This window comes from Paenibacillus tritici, assembly GCF_013204885.1.
Classification (GTDB): domain Bacteria; phylum Bacillota; class Bacilli; order Paenibacillales; family Paenibacillaceae; genus Paenibacillus_AQ; species Paenibacillus_AQ tritici.
The window spans coordinates 219,970-239,263 of record NZ_JABMKX010000011.1; the positions used below are offsets into that span (position 1 = coordinate 219,970).

The window sequence follows — 19,294 nt, forward strand, 5'->3', positions numbered from 1 at the left end:
TGGTGAACGTTCACATGAACGGCTCCATAAAAAATGTCACGGTGTACAACGACAGCTATTACAGTGATGATATTCCCGGTGTATGGATGTGCAAGGATTTCAGGGAAGCCGGTCCTTACGCCTTCAGGCTGGAGCTGGGCGGGAATTACACGGTTTAACCGCATCATCACACCGGACACATACAACAAGAGCACCTTTCCATCCTCTGGATAGGTGCTCTTGCTTCATAGATCTACGAGAATTACGGATTAGAAAGTCTGGAAGAACTGCTTCGCGCTGTCCTTCTCAGGCAGCGGCAGCCGAAGGGCTACGGGCAGCATCTCCGGATAAGCTTTGTGAGGCTCACGCTGATACCAGTAGGCCACCGAAGAATAGTCATTGGACTGGGAGTTTCCGTGACCATGTTCGATACTGAAGCGAAGGGATTCCCGGAAGATGATCGGATCGACAATATGGAAACGGTATTGCGTAATTTTGCCGGAGTAGTCATTGAAGAGGATCGTATTACTCTCCCTCCATGCGTCCCCGTTGCCGCGGATGGGCGCATAGAGGGATATCCCGTGATACGGGCTGTCGTATTTACCGGACGGGTAACCCCAGGCTGCACAGAAATAATCCTCTGTACCGGTGCCATGCAGACGGGGCGGCCACGGCTCGCCGTCGATGAAGAACATGTCATCCCCTTCTCCAGGCCAGCTGAAGCCCGGCATCGGATTCAGGTGATCAATGCTGAGATTGCAGCCGACATAATGCCCCTCCCCCACCGCATCCATAAGCACATAGTTGTCGTCACCCGTCAGATTTTTAAGCTCATATACTTTCTGGTCGGCATAATTGGCCTTATCCTGCGCGTCATGCTCCAGCTTCAACGCTGCAAGATCGACCGTCCCCTGGGTAGGATTCTCCCTCCGCCAGGAAGCGTGGAAGTAGAAGCTGTCCTCCGGAATCTGCTTCTCCACATAGTCGACATAGAAGTACAATACCATCTCATCCTCGCATTCATTGATAATCTCAATGCGTGCGCTGCTGCGGAACGGCATCTCAAAAAAGCAGTTCATCGCTGCCTTATCCTCAATGACATCCTGTGTTGTAATCATATTGAGCGGCATGGAGACATAATGGCTGGCAACCCCATGACCTACGCCGAAGAAATCGCCTACCGGCGAATCTACACTAGGCTCTTCTTCTCCATCCCAAAACATACGCACCAGCACTTTGCGGAATGCATATTTATTCTTGGCTGCGATTGTCATCCAGATATGCTGAATGATGCCCGATCCTTCAATCTCTGCGATCGCTGCCGTCTGGCCGGCTCCAATCACGATGAAATCCCGGTTGCCCCCGGTCTGATCCCAACTGGATAGTCTGCGGGACTGCCCTTCCTTGCGCTGATATAATGAATTCATCCTATTGTCTCACTCCTTCTGCAGGTTTAGGCTTTGATGCCTGTAAGTGTAATACCTTCGATAAAGTACCTCTGTCCGATAAAAAAGACGATAATCGCCGGAGCCAGCACTACCGTAGCTGCCGCCATCATCAGATGCCATTCCGCAGCGTACATGCCCTTGAATTGCTGCAGGCCAAGCGCCAGTGTATATTTGGACTCATCGTTCAGATAGACCAGCGGCCCCAGAAAGTCATTCCATGAAGCCAGAAAGGTAAACAGTCCTACAACGACCAGGGCGGGCCGTGTCAGAGGAATGATGATGGAGATGAAAATCCGCCCGTGGCTGGCACCGTCCACATAAGCCGCCTCGTCCAGATCGCGGGGAATACTCAGATAGAACTGGCGCAGCAGGAAGATATTGAACGCCCCTCCACCGAACCAGGCCGGTGCAATCAGCGGAATGAACGAATTGGTTAATCCAAGCTTGCTCCAGCCGATGAAGGTCGGAATCAGCGTAACCGCATAGGGCAGCATCATACTGGATAACAGCAGGCCAAAGATAAGGTCGCGTCCTCTCCAGGACATCCGTGCAAAGCTGTACGCGCTTATAGAGCAGGTAACAAGCACACCAATCATCGAAAAAATCACAATAACTGTGGTATTGATAAAATAACGTCCAAAGGGCAGAATGGTCAGCGCCTCACTGAAATTGCTAAACCGGAAGGGGTTAGGTATCCATATGGGCGGCAGCTCAAAAATTTGCCCCATATCCATCAGGGAGCTGCGGATGAGCCAAATCAGCGGCAGCAGACTGAAGAGGCCCCCGGCCATAAGCACCAAATACACCAATCCCTTTTCAACCCATGCCTTGGTCCTCATCTGGCTTCATCCCCCTCGTAATACACCCATTTTCTTGATGTCTTGAAGACCGTATAGGTCAACAGCATAATGATGATGAACAGCACCCAGGCAATGGCGCTTGCGCTTCCCATCCGCGAGAACTGAAAGGCTTCCCGGTACAGATAGAAGACATAGAACAAGCTGGCATTGTTGGGTCCGCCGTTAGTCATGACATAGGCTTGCGAGAACACCTGGAATCCATTAATGATCCCCATGATCAGGTTGAAAAAGATCGTCGGCGTCATCATGGGAATGGTAATATTCCGCAGCTTGTTCAGCTTGGAGCCCCCGTCTATCTCAATGGCTTCATATAGCGAGCGGGGAATATCCTGCAATCCGGCCAGGAAAATAATCATTGTCCCTCCCGTTGTCCACAGGTTCATTAGCGCCAGTGAAGGGACCACAGATTTTTCTCCGAAAATCCACTGGCTGCCGGGAAGGCCGATGGCGCGGAGCAGCTCGTTGGCCAGCCCCAAATCGGGATTCAGGAGCCATAGCCAAATGAACGAAATCGCGATGATCGGCACGATGGACGGCAGATAGAAGACGGTCCGGAAGATGGCTTTGCCTTTGATATTCCTGTTCAGCAGAATGGCCAGGAGAAAGGAATAAATAATACCGGTGGGCACGCTAAGTACGACAAAATAGAGGGTAACTCCGAGCGCCTTGTAGAAATACTGGTCTTCCCCGCTGAACATTCTGGTGTAATTATCCAGTCCGATAAAGGAGGGTGAATTGGACCCGGAATAGTCGGTGAAGCTCATATACAGGCTGTAGATCATGGGACCCAGCGTAAATATCACCAGCCCAAGAATGGCCGGCAAGGCAAACAAGATGCCATACAGCTCATTCCTATAGGAATTGCGCTTGGTCTTTGGGCGTTGTACACCCAGTGAAGAGACGGGCTCCATACACATGTATCCTCTCTTCGGGCATTGCCGGCAGCGGATGTGCCCCAAGAATCCGGCAGATCCGCCTTCCGGCAAGGTCCGTTATTTCAAATAGGTTCCTTGTATAAGCGGCTTAACTTTGGCCTCCACTTCTTTCATCGCTTCGGCAGCCGTTTTGGTGCCGAGCCATACCTGATCCAGCCCCGCGGTTACCGCAGCGTCAATCTCTACGAAGTTGCGGATATTATTCTCAGGTGAAGGCTCTGCATGTTCGTAGGTGGAACGCATAACGGCATCCTGGAAACCGGCCGGACGGCCCGGAAGCTCTTCATTTGCCCAGCTGTCCACCAGCTTCGGATCTTCATACCACTGCTTCAGCTGCGGCATCCAGAGCCCCTGATGAAGCTCCAGTACATTCTGCGGATCCGTCAGGAATTTGGAGAACTCCCAGGCTTCCTTCGGATGCTTGGTGCTCTTGAAGATAATCAGGGAGCCTCCGAGGAAGAAAGTCTTATAGTCCTTCAGCACCGGCAGTACACCTACGCCCCAGTTGATCTTGGCCTTGCTCAGGTCCAGATGGTTCCAGCTTCCGTCTATGACCATTGCCACCTTTCTGGACTGGAGCGCCGTTGCCGGTGCCGGAATGCTGCTGGCTTGAACCGGGGAAGGAGCAACATGATGGACATTGATCAGGTCAGCAATCTTCTGAATCGCTTCGGTCGCTTCAGGCTTGGAGAGCCCGAATTCCTTGCCGTCCCCTATCAAATAGTCCCCGCCGTTAGACAGAACCAGCGGCATGTAGGATAACCAGCTAAGGCTGTATTTCACACCGTATTGCTTGATGTTCTTGGGATCAAATCCCGGATCATCCGGATGCTTGCCGTTCCGGTCAAGGGTGAGCTTCTTGGCTGTTTCCACGAATTCATCCCATTGCCAGGCTTCTTCCGCTTTGGTTGGCGGCAGCTCAACCCCCGCCTCTTTGAACAGATCTGCATTGTACATCAGAGATGGAACTACCGAAGCCTGATAAGGTCCCGCACTTTTATCGGTATCCCAGTTCCACCAGGCGTACTGAAGGTAATCCTCCTTCTTGATGCTGGGGTCATCCTTCATGAGATCGAAGAAATTATAGATCAGGCCTTCTTCCCCCATCTTCAGCTTCCAGGCGGCTGAGTAGCTTAGATCCGGTGCTTCATTCCCGGCGATCATGGCATTCAGCTTCTGTAAGAAGTCTGTGCCCGGGATATGGATGGAATCTATGGTGACGTTAGGGTTCTTAGCTTCAAAAGCCTTAATAGCGTCTTCCACCGCCTTCTTCTCCTGGGGACTGCCCCAGAACGTGAACTTCAGCTTGACCTTCTCTCCGGTGGCCGTGCCTGCTTCTCCGGTAGCGGGATTATTGCCTGAATCTGAATTAGCCGTACCCGTCTGGTTCCCGCCATTACCGCAAGCGGTTACAAGTAATGCAATAATCATTAAGAAGAGTACCATCAGCTTGGTTCTGCCAGTGTGCCTGCTCATTTTGTATATCCCCCTTATGATTCAGATGTAAGCGCTGCAGCCGCTGATTACAGTGTAAATGGACCTGCCGCTGTTGCCTATGGTACGATCTTTCGTTTCTTGTACGATTTTACGGTCAATGATACCAAAGAACCCCGCAGGCCATTGGCCGGCGGGATAGGTTGGAATATCAGCCATTATTCAAGCGGGCCGGGATACGGTATGACCAGCTTCACGCGGGTCCCGAATTCAAGAACCGATTCAATCTCTATGCCATATTCACTGCCATACAGCAGCTTGATCCGCTTATCCACATTTTTCAGACCTATATTGGCATTCTCCTCCTTCAGCAGCTGTTCCATCCGCTCCGCCTCAATCCCGCTGCCGTTATCTTCTACACAGAACCGGATGGTATTCCCCTGTTGCTGTCCGTAGATGGTGATCAGCCCGCCGCTCTCCATATTCCGGAAGCCGTGAATGATGGCATTCTCCAGCAGGGGCTGAAGGAACAGCTTCGGTACATTCACCTCCAGCAGCTCAGGCTGAATATCGAAATCCACACGAAACCGGTGCTCGAAACGGTTAGCCATAATCACTATATAGTCCTGCAGCCAGGCGAGATCCTCTCTAAGCAGCATTTGGTCTCTCCGGTTGTCCGTAGTATAGTGCAGCATACGGGACAGGCTGATCAGCATATGGCTAACCTGCTCCTTCTCTCCGTGTACAGCCATCCAATTTATAATATTCAGCGTATTATACAGAAAATGGGGATTGAGCTGAATATTCAGCGCGAGGATCTCCGTCTCCCGCTCCCGCAGCTTGACCACATAATTCTCATCAATCAATGATCTGACCCGCTCATTCATGCTGTTGAACTTCATCAATACATGGCCCAGCTCATCTCTGCCCTCCACCTTGATCTGCGCATTGAAATCACCGCCGCCCACCCGCTTGATGGCCAGCAGCAGCTTGCTTACCGGAGAAGAGATACGTGCGGAGATCAGATAAGCGAACAGAAGCGAGAGAGCCAGCAGCGGAGCCCCCAGTGTAATCATAAAGAACAGAATGGTATCCGCAATATCATGGGTCAATGCGCCGGGCGGAATCAGCACTACCGACAGCCAGTTAGTCACCGGGGACACAGCGAAGCAAGCGATCATCCGCTGCCCGCCGGTAGTTACATATGCCGTCCCGCTGCCCTCGCTGCGCACCTCCTTCAGCCAGGCGGCGGATTCCACGGTCCCCAGGCGCGACTTGTCCTGATGGGAGATGATTGTACCGTCCTCACTGGCCACCATGAATACGGAACCTTTAATAGGGATACTGTCCCTAAAGATACCTGCATACACATCTTCCTTGAAATTCATCACCAGCACCGGTTTCTCGGATGCCCCGCCCGCCCGGACAATGACGTCATTCCGTACACAGGAGGGATTGATCTGCCGGACCGCCGAGAACATATAACGGTAATCAATATCTGTTCCCGCGAGCTCAGGCAGATTATGCATCCGGGTATAATCATAAGTCGGCACCCAGGCGATACGCCCTTTCCCCTCAGCGGCGCGCCGGTACAGCTCGGAGGTGTAGAAGTAGTCCGGGGGATAGGTATTCTTGCTTTTGTTGCCATACACGAACCCTTGCGTGACCAGTTCAGTGGAATACAGATCGGCCGACTGTGAGAAGTATCTGCCAAGAATCCCCGTCACCTTCTTATTGTTCTCCAGCAGCTGCACCCCCACGGCCGGACTTGGCTCATCAAAAATCTGGTACAGCTCACACTCTACCATCAGCGATAAGCTGTCTTCCTGAATGATCTTCAGCCGTTCGTTGATGATCTGATTGTTCTTCAGCACAATCTCACTGACGTTGTCGCGGGCCAGCTTCAGCATAATGTCCTTGCTTGCATAATAGTAACCGAAGCCGAGGATGGTAAGTGGTAGCGTAATCAGCACGATATAAGATAAGATCAGCTTATTCTTCAGTCTCATAGTCCACCTACAATACATCTTTCTTCCGGAACTCCTCCGGTGCCAGTCCAGTCTCCCTTTTGAACACTCTGGTGAAGTAACCCGCATCACGAAATCCCACGCTTAAGGCGATGGTAGAGATTTTCCGGTCCCCGTCCTGAAGCAGCTCTTTGGCTTTGTCCAGCCGCAGGCGCAGCAGATATTCGGTGAAGGTCATGAAGGTGTGCTGTTTAAAAAAACTGCTGAAATAGGCGGAGCTGAAAAAGAAATGCCGGGCGACAGACTCCAGCGACAGATCCTCCATATAGTGCTCCTCCAGAAAGGCCTTACACAGGCCGATGGTCCGCCCGCTTTTGTTATTTTTGCGTTCCCCGATGCTCCCGATGATCCGGTTCAGAACAGAGACCCCGCGCGCCTCCACTTCCTCCAGATTCTCACAGGCCGGAATTTGAAACTCCATCTCTGAAATGAAATTACTCGCCTCATCCTGGCGCAGCAGGGCTTCGTTTCCCTTGACTTCATGAACCAGAGCGTACAGAACAGAGTCCTTCAGATGAGCCGGGGACGGATAATCCCCTTCAAGCAGCCGCTGAATAAGCGTCTTCAAGGCCTCAGCAGCCGCAGCCCTGTCCATCCGCGCGAAGGCATCCGTCATGCCCGTATCCGCAGGAATCATCTTCAAGCTGGGCTTGTCAGGGTTGTAAGCGATTTCATCGTAAAGGACAAGCTGCCCCTCTCCCGTATAAAAGGTATACTCGAGCGCTTTCTGCGCCTGCTCAAAGGATGCCGGTGCCCCGCTATAGGGATCAGCCACCCAGTTCCCGGCCCCCAAAGTCAAAGTCAGGCCATATTCCTCCCGGATCTGGCGGATAAATTGCCGGAACTGCTCCAGATCCCGCTTCATCAGCCACTCCAGGGAATGGGCCGGGGTCACCACGGAAGCAATGATCGGGTGCTCTCCTTCCAGGCTGAACGATAGCGAAGGACCGACCGTCTGATAGATTTCCCGTATCCAGTTCTTCACCGTGGCTTTCAGTTCCTCGAAATCCTCAGGCGTATAGGACCCGGCAATCTCTTGCTTTTGAAACCTTGCCAGCATCACGAACCCCCCGTTTGAAGCGGGGAAGAGAGTGCGGATTTCCTGAAGCTCCTTCTCACTTGCAGCCGAGCGCATCCACCGGCTGAGCAGGTGCTGCTCATAGACCGGGGCTGCCGAGTGGAGCCTCTGCTGAAGAACTGCCCCCGTCTGAAGACTCAGCCGTTCCTTCTCCAGTGCCGTGTCGAGCTTGTCAAGGATCTCGGAGAGATCTCCCAGTGCCAGCGGCTTCAGCAGGTAATCGAAGGCGCCAAGCTTCACCGCCTGTCTTGCATACTCGAAATTTCCGTACACGCTGAGAATTACAATTTTGACCCGTTCTCTGCGGCTCTCCATATGTTCAATCAGAGTCAGTCCATCCATATTGGGCATCCTAATATCTGTGAGGATAATATCGATCCGGTTCTCCTCGATAATTCGCAGAGCCTCCAGTCCATCCTTCACCATGAAAATCCGGTATTCCGGACGGAGCTGCTTAACCATGTCGGATACGCCGCGGCGGTGACGCGGTTCATCATCGGCGACAAGCACGTTATACATTGCCCTCTCTCCTCTCGCAGAATAGCCTATTTAGAAAAAGGCTGCCGAAAACTTCTCGACAGCCCGTACCTTCTCTATCCTTCACGCATTCTTCCATGTCTTGCTCAGCTGGTGTGCCTTGCCATCAGTTCAATGGGGAACATTCTGTCGACAGGCTCGGCAGGCTCCCCTTTGGATTCAACGGATTGAATCATAAGCTCTGAGGCATTCATAGCCAGCTCGTTAATCGGATGCCGGATGGTGGAGAGACTTAGCAGTTCCGATACGGTCGGCATGTCATCCACACCAAGTACCGCGAGATCCTCCGGCACGGATAATTTCAGATCCTTGCAAGCCTTCAGTACACCAATGGCTGAAATGTCGTTCAGGCAGAATAACGCCTGCGGCAGCTGTCCATTCCCGGCGAGCTGCGTGACGGTCTCGTACCCGAAGCTCTCTGTCATATCTCCCGTAATGACCGTTGTAAGATTCCCCTTCTCCTGCAAAGACTGGGAGGCACCGTTCAACCGGTCGTCAAATCCGGGGACCTGTCCGTGCGGATAGGTCAGAATAATGATTTTGTGATGCCCCCGCGACATTAAATGGTCTACACCCGTCTGGCCGCATTGATAGTCGTTCACCCGTACGATATGAGCACCATACGGTAAATTATGCCGCCCGATGGTGATGACCGGAACATTGAGATCCATGAGCCTCGGCATGAACTTCTCTGTCTCCAGGGTCGCCTTAACAATAATCCCATCTACCATCTGGATATTCATGAAGATTTCATCGAAGTCCAGAAGAATCAGCTTGTACCCCATGGTCTTCAGATGCTGCTTCAGCACCTTGGCGAAGTGCAGGAAATACAAATCTTCGAAATAACCGTCATAAGTGCTGTTTGACAGAACGAGTCCGATGGTATGCATTTTGCCGGTAATCAGGCTTTTGGCTACAGGGTTCACCTGGTACCCTAGTCTGGTGATCGAGTCGCTTATTTTCTCCCGGGTCTCGGAGCCCATCCGGTGAAAGTTACCGTTCATGAAATGGGAGACCGTTGCCGGCGACACACCTGCATCCTTGGCGACCTGTACTAGTGTAACTCTTTGTTTTGCCATTTGCTGCACCTCTGCGGATTTACTTGCACAACTATACGTCCATGCTTAACGGGGACGTCTTTCCATTACGTCCGGAAATTCCGGGAACGCCTGATGCGGCTCTGTCTGATACCAGTAGCTGATCGAGCTGATATCGTCACTGCGTTCAAATAAGGCTTGGCCGTCATGCCCTATTTGCTGCACAGTCACCTTCAGCTCCTCTTCGAACAGAATCGGATCGAGGATGTGCCAGCGGTAGAAGCCCCGCATCGGACAAGCCGCCCCGTCATAAATATGGGAGCGGGTGTCATCCTTCGTCGCAAAATAAGGGAAACCCATGAACGGGGTGGAGTAGGTCTGCTCCTGTACCGGGTTACCGTTATCATATTTCACAAATCCCCAGGCGCCTCCGAAATAATCCTCTGCCCCGGTGCCGCAGATTGTCGGCCAATCCCGGTCACCGTCGATATAGAATTTCACTTCTCCTTCACCATACCAATAACGGGATAGGGAAGTCCAGGACATATATGTGCCGATAAATTTGCCTCTCCCTTTAATTCCATCAATTAAAGTGTAATCCTGCCTCAGCACAGTAGGATTCTCTCTGCGGTACTGGGCATGAAAATACTCGGTATCCTCATCCAGCTCATCAACCAGCCTGTAGTCGAATTGATAGAAGAATGCCTCAATGTCCTGCGGATGCTCATTCGTAATGGTTATTCTGGCTGCTTGGCGGAACGGCATGGCGAAGTAGCTGTTCATGCCGCCGACCGGATTCACCACTACCGGCAGTGAATTGACAATGGCCCGTGCACCGAAGCCGTTGCAGAAGAAATCCCCTAGCGGAACTTCAACGGAAGGCTGTTCTTCATGATCCCAATACATGCGGAGTACCAGATCGCGCAGGACAAACCAGCCGGATTCGGTCTTATCCGTTACGGTCATCCAAATATGCTGAATGATCCCGGGACCTTCAATATCAACAAGCGTTGCGGTTTCTCCCTGAGCGAGTGAGATGAACGCCTTGCCTTTGCGGGCAATGCCCAGAGGCCCTTCCGCCTGGCCCCCTTGTCCCTTAAGGCCCTGCGGATTCTCTGCTGTAATCGCTCTGCTCCTGCCCTTCATTCTGCCAAATAGCTGGTCCATGGATTGCATCGTTTATCGTCTCCTTATCCTTTATCCTTTGACTGCGCCGTCTGACGCCCCGGCCATCACATATTTGTTCAGGAACAAGTACGTAATAATAATGGGAATAATGCTGATACTGATTGCTGCAAAAGTCTGGCCCCAATCCGTTGCCCCAAAAGCTCCGATGAATTCCTGAAGCCCGACCGCAATCGTCTTGTATGCCTTGTCATTCGTGAACGTGTTGGAGAATACGAAATCATTCCAGATGAAAATAAAGTTAATAGATGCCACTGTAATGGTTGTATTGACCGTAAGCGGTGAAATAATGCGGATAAACACCTGATAGATGTTACAGCCGTCGATCACTGCAGCCTCGATAAGCTCATTGGGAACATACCTGTAGAAGCTGGTAAAGATCAGAATGGACAGAGGCAGAGCGAAACCGACCTGCGGCAGGATCAGTGCCGGATACGAATTCAGCAGCCCGTAATCCTTGTACATAATAAACAGAGGAATCAGTGTAACCTGAATCGGAATCATGATGCCGACTGTAAAGAACAGCAGCAGCTTCGAATTCAGCCGGTTAATCATTTTGACAAGGGCAAATCCTGCCGTCGCGCTGAGTACAATAATTAGAGCCAGACAGGTAAAGGTTACAATGGCGGTATTCTTGATATACAGGAGCAGACTGCTCTCCCGGAATACACTGGCATAGTTCTCAAACGACCAGGACGACGGCATGGCAAACGGCCGTGTCGTCAGCTCGATGCTCGACTTGAAGCTGGACAGCATCAGCCACACTACCGGGTAGATCTGAATCACAAGAATCACAATCACCAGCAGATAGAGCAGTGAAGAGGAGAGCTTTTTTCTCGCAAACATATCAGGCATCTCCTTTCTTCGCATTAAAGATAGCCCGGATGATCATTACCGCAAGCAGACTCTCGATAACGATGAACACGGCAATGGTGCTTCCATACCCATACTGGATAGTGGAGAATGCCTGCTTGTACATATAGGTGGTGACAAGCTCTGTAGCAGATCCGGGCACCCCAATAATGTAAGGAATATCGAAGCCGCGCAGCGCCCCGGTTGTACACATAATCAAAGCCAGGCTCAGCACATGCATGATACTCGGAAGCTTAATATAACGAATCAGTTGCCAGCCGGTTACACCGTCAATTCTGGCTGCTTCCTCGATTTCTTTGGGGATCGCAATCAGAGCGGCATAAAAGATCACCATATACATCCCGATAAACCGCCATCCCTCGGGAATGGACACTGCGATTAACGCCGTATGGGGATTGGAGAGCCAGGCCGATTGCAGATGCCCCATTCCCGCCCAGTCCAGGAACATATTCATGAGACCCAGAGGCTGAAGCGAGTAGAAATTACGGAACATCTGCGCAATAGCCACAGTTACAACAACCGCCGGCAAATAATACAGGGTTCTGAAGATCCCTGCACCTTTGGTGACATAGGACAGGAGCAGGGCAAAGAACAAGCCGATGAACACCTGCATGAATACCACAATCACTACGTACACCAGATTGTTCTGCACTGAATTCCAGAAGTAAGAATCACTAAACATCGCAATATAATTATCAAAGCCGGTATAGCGCGGCTCCTGAATGCCATTCCATTGCTGAAAGCTGTATTTCAGTGACTGGATAATGGGAACAAAGACCGTACCCAGATAAAATATTAATGCTGGCAAAATGAAGACCAGCCACGCTTTTTTGTCCTTAAGTACATTCATTTAGGGTCACCCCGTTTGTGGAATTCCATCATTATTGACAAAAGGCTCCACCCGGCCCTGCAAGCCCGGGCGGAGACAGGTCAAGGTTACTTATTTGCTGCCTGTATTCTTGGCAATGGCTTCATCAATCTGTTTGGCAAAGTCCTCAGGAGTCATAAAGCCCATAGTCATTTTGGTAATCAGATCACTCATCACCGAGTTGGTATTCGGATCAAGCAGAGTATCCCAAGGCTTGGCGAACTCTGAGCCATAGTTGTCCATATCCTTTTTGATCCGCAGGAACAATTCCGAGAATTTGGACTCGTCGTCAATCGTGAATTTCAGCGGTGACATTTGTTGTTTGGCCACGTAGACATCGCTATAATTTTTCAGGACATAGCTCAGGAATTCCTTCGGCAGCCCATCGAATGTTTTGGCAGAAGCTCCTAGTCCGATACCGCTGTTGCCGAAGAATTCATTCTCCGGTGTAACCGCATTGCTGGTGGTAGGCAGATAGAAGTAATCGACATTGCCTTTAAGTCCTTCCGGCAGGCTTTCTTCCACGAAGGATGGGATTTCCCAAGTGCCCATGTTGTACATGGCAGCTTCTCCGTTCAGGAACATGTTTTTGGCTGTCGTATAATCCGTGGTTGCGAATCCCTCCTGAAAGTATTTACCGATTTGAGCAGCGAAGGTAGCCGCCTGCATGCCTGCCTCATCGGACATTTTGGCTTTGCCCTGGCTCAAATCACGGATGAACTGATTGCCTGTGGTGCGGAAAGGATACATGGCTGCATAACGCAATACCGGCCATACATCAACGCCGTCCACTGCGATTGGCGTAATTCCCTTGTCTTTGAGCGCTTGGCTGACTGTAAGCAGGTCGTCAAGGGTTTTGGGTACCGTAAGGTTGTTGTCTGCAAATATTTTTTTGTTATACCAGGTCATTTCCATGTGATATTCCATCGGCAGAAGATACAGGCTTCCATCCGGCAGCTCCTGATATTTCAGCGCGGGTTCATAGAATTTATCGTACAGCCCCTCGTCCTTCAGGAATTTCCCCATATCCACCAGTAAGTCTGCATTTACAAGCTCCTGGGCAAAAGGGTCGGCATCGCTGTCAATGAAATCAGGCATCTGTCCTGAAGCAACCAGTGTTCTGAGCTTGGTTAGATATGAGGGTCTGTCCGCCGTCACCTGAAGGTCCAGCTTAAAGCCCGGGTGGTCGGCGGCGAACCGGTCGGCAAGCTCACGGATTGTCTGGACAATCGCTCCATTCTCCGGTCTGGCGGAGAGCCAGGTTACCGTCTGCTCCTTAGGTGCGTCTGTTGAACCAGCGGTGTTTGTGTTTTTGTTGTCCGCAGAGCTGCCGCAGCCCGCCAGAGCTGTTGCTGCCAACGATAATATGGCAAGTCCGGCGAACATTTTAGAAGTTGTTTTTGTCATTGTAATAACCCCTCCAATAGATTGATCGGTATAAGTTCTATGAAATTCATCTCTGCCAAGTTAACGGTCAGTGGCCGTCTTCATGCGGATGTCCTCCACATTCACAGCACCCTCATTGGCAAAAAAACCAAAATGTCCGTCTTTGAAATTATAAATTCGTGTGGTCATGGCGACTTCATCGTTGACATACAGACAGAGGATATCTTCTTCCAGAATCAGCTGAATACGAATTCGGCTATAAGCAGCAAAATTAAGTGGACGCTCCAGCTCAATCATCTGCGGTTTGTCCCCGGCAATTTGCCATTGGAAAAATCCCGCTTCCCTTCTCGGCCACATATCAAAGGTGATCCGGTTGTGAAAAGGATCAAACTTGATGAAATAACCATTGTCCAGCTTCTGGTCCGTGCGAACTGCGATCCCAAAGTCCTTAACATGCTGCCAATCCGTAAAGGAAGCCTCAAGCATGACCTGAGAAGGCAAGGGGTTAAGCACGCTATATGCCAGCCCATCCGGCGAAGATAGCTGCAGCCTATCCCCCTGCTTCAGGCAATTGTCCGCCTCTTGGAGAATAATCGGTTCGTTCCTATTAAAATGTCCATAGATGGAAGAAGGCATTCTCACCAGCAGCTCTCCCCGTTCGTTCTGGTACACTTCATGGACAACCAGCGTGCCTGCCCACTCCCAATCTCCATAATCATTGCTGCCCTTCTTCGAGGGGACCCAGCCGAAGGCGTACCGCTTCTCGCCGTCTGAGGCTGTCTTGGCTGCGTAGAATCCTCTGCCGTCAAAGGTGTCCAATACCGGTGAGGTATATAAGCCGTCAATCGTTTTGCTCTTTTTATAATGGGTGACAAACTTCTCACTGAACGTGGAGTAGACGAGGTAATGCCATTCTCCCATCTGGAAATAATCGGGACATTCCATCGTAATGTATTTGTCCGGGCTGTAGAAGGGCTCACGGAATTCCCAACTCAGCAGGTCGTCCGATGTCAGAAGTGCGATGCACCCGCCTCTTTTCTCAGAGGAGTTCATTTCCCTGGTAGTGACCAGCATCCAGTACTCCTGCTTCTCTTGGTTGAAGAATACAAAAGGGTCCCGCCAATCAAATGCCTCATAGATCACTTCATCCCCGTAAAGCTGGAATTCACGATCCTTCGTCCAATGAATACCGTCGGTGCCAGTGGCACGCAGTACAACTTGTAAGGGCTTACCATCCTTGCAAAACGCAGAGTTGGGATTATGTCCCGTGTAGAATAGATGATACAGGCCTTCCTTGTCCCGGATCACAGATCCGGTATACGCGTTCCGGTCTGACTCGGTCTCACTGCCATTCGGCACAACCTCTCCGTAATCCTCAAAATCAAGCCCGTTTCCAGTGGCCACCAAATTCCATGAGGTATGGTTGCCATACTCCCCCCCCACTCTCTCATCGTGAAGATAATACAGCTTGTACTCCCCTTGATCATAAAACGGAATTACGTCTCCTACCCAGCCATTCGCAGGTCTGTAGAATACTTTTTTCATTGTCATCATCTCCATTGGTAAAACGTTTTACAAACATATATTATCATATTATTTTTTGTTGTCAACGGTTACATTCTTTTATATAATGAGTTTATTAGGGGATAATAAGCTTGGTTAATTATTATTGAGTAAAACGTTTACTAATATATATTCACATGAAATGTTCATTGGGGAAAATAAGAAAAACGCTGCCAGCCTATTGCCAGCAACGTTTCTCTTTTTGGTTATAGTTTACTTTTTCAATACAATTTCAAATCGGGAGCCAGCCTCACCTGCAAATACAATGCGGCCGTTTTCCGGTAGGACAACCTCATTCTTACCACTGACCACGCTGTGGTTCATACAGATCCCAGTCTGATCATATACGGCAAAGCCCCCCTTTGCAGGAATCTTCACGGTCATGACTTTTCCTTTCACAGCAGCTGGTACCGAAAACCATCTGGCATATCCATCTGTCTGAATGGTGGTTACGGATTGTTTACCCGAATAGATGGGCTTCACCAGCTCCTCACTGGCGTATACATAACCTGAAGCTTTAAGATACTCTCCTCCATCCTTTTTAGAGAAATGAATATCCATTGTATCGCGTCCGGCTGTGCCGGGAATTTGCAACAGGTTGGCTGCTTCGTTTGCTCCAAGAATCTTATTGTTGATCATATACCCGGGATTCTCTTTATTCAACTGAATAGGCAGGATGGATGTGCCACTGAGATAGACCATGGATGTGGACTTTTCATTCAGCAGGTAATATTTTGTACCATCGCGCTTGTTCCATACGGCGTCAATCTCCTTGGATAATTCATTGGCCTCCAGCTTCTCTGCTTTATATTCTGAGAAAGCCAGCTGTCCGAGTTCTGGTATGGATATATAAGACCGGGACCAGAGGTAGGTATGCCCATTTTTCTCGACAACGAATTTCAATTTCCCTGTACCATCCTCGTTAACAAAAGTACCATCTGCTGTATAGGTATATTCTTGAGCCGGATTACTAGGAGCTGTAGGTGTGGATACGGTCATTTGCCCAGCCGGACTTATTTTGATCTTCATCACCGAATTATTACCGCCATACATCCCTTCATACTTGGACAATTCTTTGGGCATGTCAGTCTTCACGGGTACACCAAATGATTTTTCCGGCTTCCGTTCTGGAATAAGGTTCTTTTCCTCAAGTGCGCTGAGCAATAATTCATTCGCAATGAATTGATTGGTTAAGCTTGTCCCGCCTGAAGAGGTAACTGCTGCAGCCATGTTATGTTCCGGAAGCACCACGAATGAAGACTGATAAGATAACGTATCTCCCCCCTTCATCACTGCCTTAATGCCGTACTCGTTGAATGGGAACATGTTCACCGTATCCCACCCTAACCCGTAAGACATGAACGTATCGCTGTCCTCTGACCACATGCCTCTTTTATACTCCTCCTGCGCCATGGCTTCTACAGATGTACTGGATAGAATGCCGTTGACCTCTCCCGTGAAGATTCTTGAGAATTTGACCAAATCTTCAGCGGTGGAATACAGACCTCCAGTACCGATAATATTATAATTCTCTTTGGGAAGCTGTCCCTTATACAAAGGAGAATAGACTCCCGCCATGTCTGCCGGGTCAAGCGCATCCTGTGGCGTTGTGGTATGCGTCATATCCAGCGGCCCTGTAAAATATTTGTGTATAAATGCGGTATAACCGATGCCGCTAACTCTTTCGACCAGAATCTCGGCTAACGTAAAACCATCGTTGCTGTAGACGGAGTAAGCGCCGGGATCTGCCTTCAAGCGTTGATTCGCTAATTGCTCCACAAACATATCATGTAAATACGTGTCGTTATCTCCGTACAAGGCGGCATTATTGCTTGAGGTGCCCAGAAGACCGGAGGAATGGTTCAGCAGCATCCGGGGGGTAATCTGTTTGTAGCGGTTATCTTTCATCGTGAAGTCAGGGATATAGTTCACAACAGGCAGATCCAGATCGACCTTGCCTTCATCGACCAGCTTCATGACAGCGGCAGTAAGCATTATTTTACTGGTTGAACCAATGCCATAGACCGTGTTCGAAGTAAGAGGTACCTTGCCGTTCATATCATTTTTGCCCGTTTGACCGGACACCACAATCTTCCCATTATCCATGAGCGCATACTGCAGACTTGTCGTACCGTACGTCTCAGTCAGTAATTTGGCTTTGTCCATCATGGTGTTCTTCGTTGCTTCATACGTAAGATTGCTGTTGTTATTCACGGCAGCCGGGGCGGCCATTGCAGACATTGGAGCAAGCACTGTCAGCATGACACTCACAGCGGCTATAGCACTTCTGTGTCTTGTTGTCCTCGTACTCATCTTCATTGTTGTTACCTCCCTTGGTTTCACTCACACATCTACTCCTGTCTTCATCATTAGATTGGGGCACCTTATCGGGGCGCTACAGACAGTATAGACAACCAAGATGTCCCCTTAATGACTACAACATGAACGGAGGATGAACAAGCCGGAAAGAATGAGCTCAACTAGAGGTAGTACCAACAAAACGCGGAAAGCATACTTATTCTCCAGCGACAATTACTCCTTTGATCCTTCTGACTCAAGCAGAAGATTGTTCTTTTGTAATCCTGAACTTTCCTAAGGTTGTGGTATCTTCTATATGAGGTCCTCCACATACTTCCCGGCTCCATACTTTCCCTTCGTGATCTTGGATGGTATACACCTTAACGATATCCGGATATTTATCCCAAAAGTTTCCTTCCACATTACTTTCTTTCGCTTCAAGTTTAGGCAGCTCTGAAATATAAGTAACTGCTTTTGATGAAATCGCATCATTGACATACTTCTCCACCTTAGCTATTTGCTCGGGCGTAAGTTTATCATCATGGTTGAAGTCAAACCGTAATCGTTCGGAAGTAATATTACTTCCTTGTTGGTGAACATGATCACCTAATCGGGCAGTCCCTCAAAAGAATTCCCGCGTGTCAGGCTATGACTCTGATCGGCCCAGCGGATCTGAAGCGAACGGGAAGTGAATATGTCGGGTCCGTCTGATACTTGAAAATGCAAGTGTGCTTCACTGGAGTTCCCTGAATTACCGAGATGTCCGATGAGATTTCCCTGCTGGACGTTATCCCCTTTTTTGACGGCTACACTGCCTTTTTTGAGATGTGCTGTTATGCTGTGCTCCCCGTTTCCATGATCAATGACCACAACATTTCCTTCCGGTTCTTCGGCGTTCATTACGCCCGGCGTGTTATCCGGGATGTCATTTTTGACTTCAACCACCTTGCCCTCTGCTGCTGCATAGAGCGGTTCGCCAAAAGCATAATAGTCCTCGTTGTCCTTTCCCTCCCCTTGATAGCTGGAATCATCCTGTGTGCGGATAATGTCGAGTGCGTAACGCTGTGTTTCATGAGCATAATGATAGTTGGACAAGACATCGTTTCCTCCCCAGAACACAAACCATTCGCCCTTCAACGGAAACTGGAATTCTGCCTTGGTCAATGCCTTGTCCGTTGCTTCATGCGTCTCAAGCGGCTGAATAAGCAGCCCCTCAATCTGGTGATTTTCGGCAAAAGAGGCTTGAATCCCCTTAGTCCCCGTCTGATCCTTCCACGAACGATCAACCAGTTTGTTCAGGTTAACTTCCGTAACCTTGTTCCATGAAGTAACGCCTTCCATAAAGCTAGCGGCAGTTGTCTTGAATTCGTCCAGCGATATGATCTTCTGTAGCTCCGGACTCATCTGCTTATAGATGTCCTCCTTCGATCCATTCATTAAGGTATCCATGAAATTGTCAGGTGTAATCATTGCGTCCTCCTTGGCTGTCTGTTCTACCGGTAATTGCTCTTGTGGTTCAGTTGCTTCCGAAGTGCCGCAGGCAGACAACATCACACACGTACCAAGCACTGCGGCAAGCCGCTTCCAGCTTTTCGAATATACTCTAGTCATTTCCCTGCACTCCTTTGTCAGATCAATATCTTTCCAGTTCAGTGTACGAAATCAATCTTATCTGCCGTCTAACCTACTCTTACGTCTATCTTAACTTTGCGGCGTGTTATATCTCCAAAATTAAGCATCCGTTAAGGTTGCCGGCACGCAACACAGTGTTTCAGAATGGTATGAT

Annotated in this window: 16 protein-coding genes; 1 reads left to right on the forward strand and 15 read right to left on the reverse strand. The window is 49.8% G+C overall.

The genetic code is table 11. The features are described 5' to 3' along the window. Positions 1-14 precede the first annotated feature (14 nt). Positions 15-158: a hypothetical protein gene (locus HQN87_RS20855; protein WP_173137260.1), complete on the forward strand. Its 144-nt coding sequence runs from the start codon at positions 15-17 to the stop codon at positions 156-158. A 90-nt stretch (positions 159-248) separates the two neighbouring features. On the opposite strand, the gene HQN87_RS20860 is transcribed toward HQN87_RS20855, so the two are convergent. The 15 genes from HQN87_RS20860 to HQN87_RS20930 form a co-directional block, all read right to left on the reverse strand. Further along, on the reverse strand, positions 249-1,406 hold the full coding sequence (locus tag HQN87_RS20860; protein ID WP_173137262.1) for a glycoside hydrolase family 172 protein: 1,158 nt from the start codon (positions 1,404-1,406) through the stop codon (positions 249-251). Positions 1,407-1,432: 26 nt separating this feature from the next. Then, positions 1,433-2,266, reverse strand: coding sequence for a carbohydrate ABC transporter permease (locus HQN87_RS20865; RefSeq protein ID WP_173137264.1), 834 nt, complete (start codon positions 2,264-2,266; stop codon positions 1,433-1,435). Continuing rightward, positions 2,263-3,198 carry a carbohydrate ABC transporter permease gene (locus HQN87_RS20870; RefSeq protein WP_173137266.1) on the reverse strand — a complete coding sequence of 312 codons (936 nt, stop codon included), beginning with the start codon at positions 3,196-3,198 and terminating at the stop codon, positions 2,263-2,265. The genes HQN87_RS20865 and HQN87_RS20870 overlap by 4 nt, the downstream gene beginning before the upstream one ends. Positions 3,199-3,279: 81 nt before the next feature. Next, positions 3,280-4,698 carry an ABC transporter substrate-binding protein gene (locus tag HQN87_RS20875; protein WP_173137268.1) on the reverse strand — a complete coding sequence of 473 codons (1,419 nt, stop codon included), beginning with the start codon at positions 4,696-4,698 and terminating at the stop codon, positions 3,280-3,282. A 176-nt stretch (positions 4,699-4,874) separates the two neighbouring features. Further along, positions 4,875-6,665 (reverse strand): sensor histidine kinase, encoded by a 1,791-nt coding sequence (locus HQN87_RS20880; protein ID WP_173137270.1) that lies wholly within the window; start codon positions 6,663-6,665, stop codon positions 4,875-4,877. A gap of 7 nt (positions 6,666-6,672) precedes the next feature. Next, positions 6,673-8,280: a response regulator transcription factor gene (locus HQN87_RS20885; protein WP_173137272.1), complete on the reverse strand. Its 1,608-nt coding sequence runs from the start codon at positions 8,278-8,280 to the stop codon at positions 6,673-6,675. A gap of 104 nt (positions 8,281-8,384) precedes the next feature. After that, on the reverse strand, positions 8,385-9,377 hold the full coding sequence (locus HQN87_RS20890) for a LacI family DNA-binding transcriptional regulator (RefSeq protein ID WP_173137274.1): 993 nt from the start codon (positions 9,375-9,377) through the stop codon (positions 8,385-8,387). A gap of 45 nt (positions 9,378-9,422) precedes the next feature. Continuing rightward, positions 9,423-10,511 carry a glycoside hydrolase family 172 protein gene (locus HQN87_RS20895; RefSeq protein ID WP_173137276.1) on the reverse strand — a complete coding sequence of 363 codons (1,089 nt, stop codon included), beginning with the start codon at positions 10,509-10,511 and terminating at the stop codon, positions 9,423-9,425. A 21-nt stretch (positions 10,512-10,532) separates the two neighbouring features. Beyond that, on the reverse strand, positions 10,533-11,366 hold the full coding sequence (locus tag HQN87_RS20900) for a carbohydrate ABC transporter permease (protein ID WP_173137278.1): 834 nt from the start codon (positions 11,364-11,366) through the stop codon (positions 10,533-10,535). Position 11,367: 1 nt separating this feature from the next. After that, complete coding sequence (locus HQN87_RS20905) at positions 11,368-12,201, reverse strand: carbohydrate ABC transporter permease (RefSeq protein WP_254075587.1); 834 nt, start codon at positions 12,199-12,201, stop codon at positions 11,368-11,370. A 132-nt stretch (positions 12,202-12,333) separates the two neighbouring features. Beyond that, positions 12,334-13,668 carry an ABC transporter substrate-binding protein gene (locus HQN87_RS20910; protein WP_173137282.1) on the reverse strand — a complete coding sequence of 445 codons (1,335 nt, stop codon included), beginning with the start codon at positions 13,666-13,668 and terminating at the stop codon, positions 12,334-12,336. Positions 13,669-13,728: 60 nt separating this feature from the next. Continuing rightward, a complete protein-coding gene (locus tag HQN87_RS20915) occupies positions 13,729-15,192 on the reverse strand; it encodes a glycoside hydrolase family 32 protein (RefSeq protein ID WP_173137284.1) in 1,464 nt (487 codons plus the stop codon). A 231-nt stretch (positions 15,193-15,423) separates the two neighbouring features. Beyond that, positions 15,424-17,523 carry a serine hydrolase domain-containing protein gene (locus tag HQN87_RS20920; RefSeq protein ID WP_436836480.1) on the reverse strand — a complete coding sequence of 700 codons (2,100 nt, stop codon included), beginning with the start codon at positions 17,521-17,523 and terminating at the stop codon, positions 15,424-15,426. A gap of 241 nt (positions 17,524-17,764) precedes the next feature. Then, positions 17,765-18,016, reverse strand: coding sequence for a hypothetical protein (locus tag HQN87_RS20925; protein ID WP_173137288.1), 252 nt, complete (start codon positions 18,014-18,016; stop codon positions 17,765-17,767). Between the two features lie 98 nt (positions 18,017-18,114). Then, positions 18,115-19,119, reverse strand: coding sequence for a M23 family metallopeptidase (locus HQN87_RS20930; RefSeq protein ID WP_173137290.1), 1,005 nt, complete (start codon positions 19,117-19,119; stop codon positions 18,115-18,117). Between the last annotated feature and the right edge of the window lie 175 nt (positions 19,120-19,294).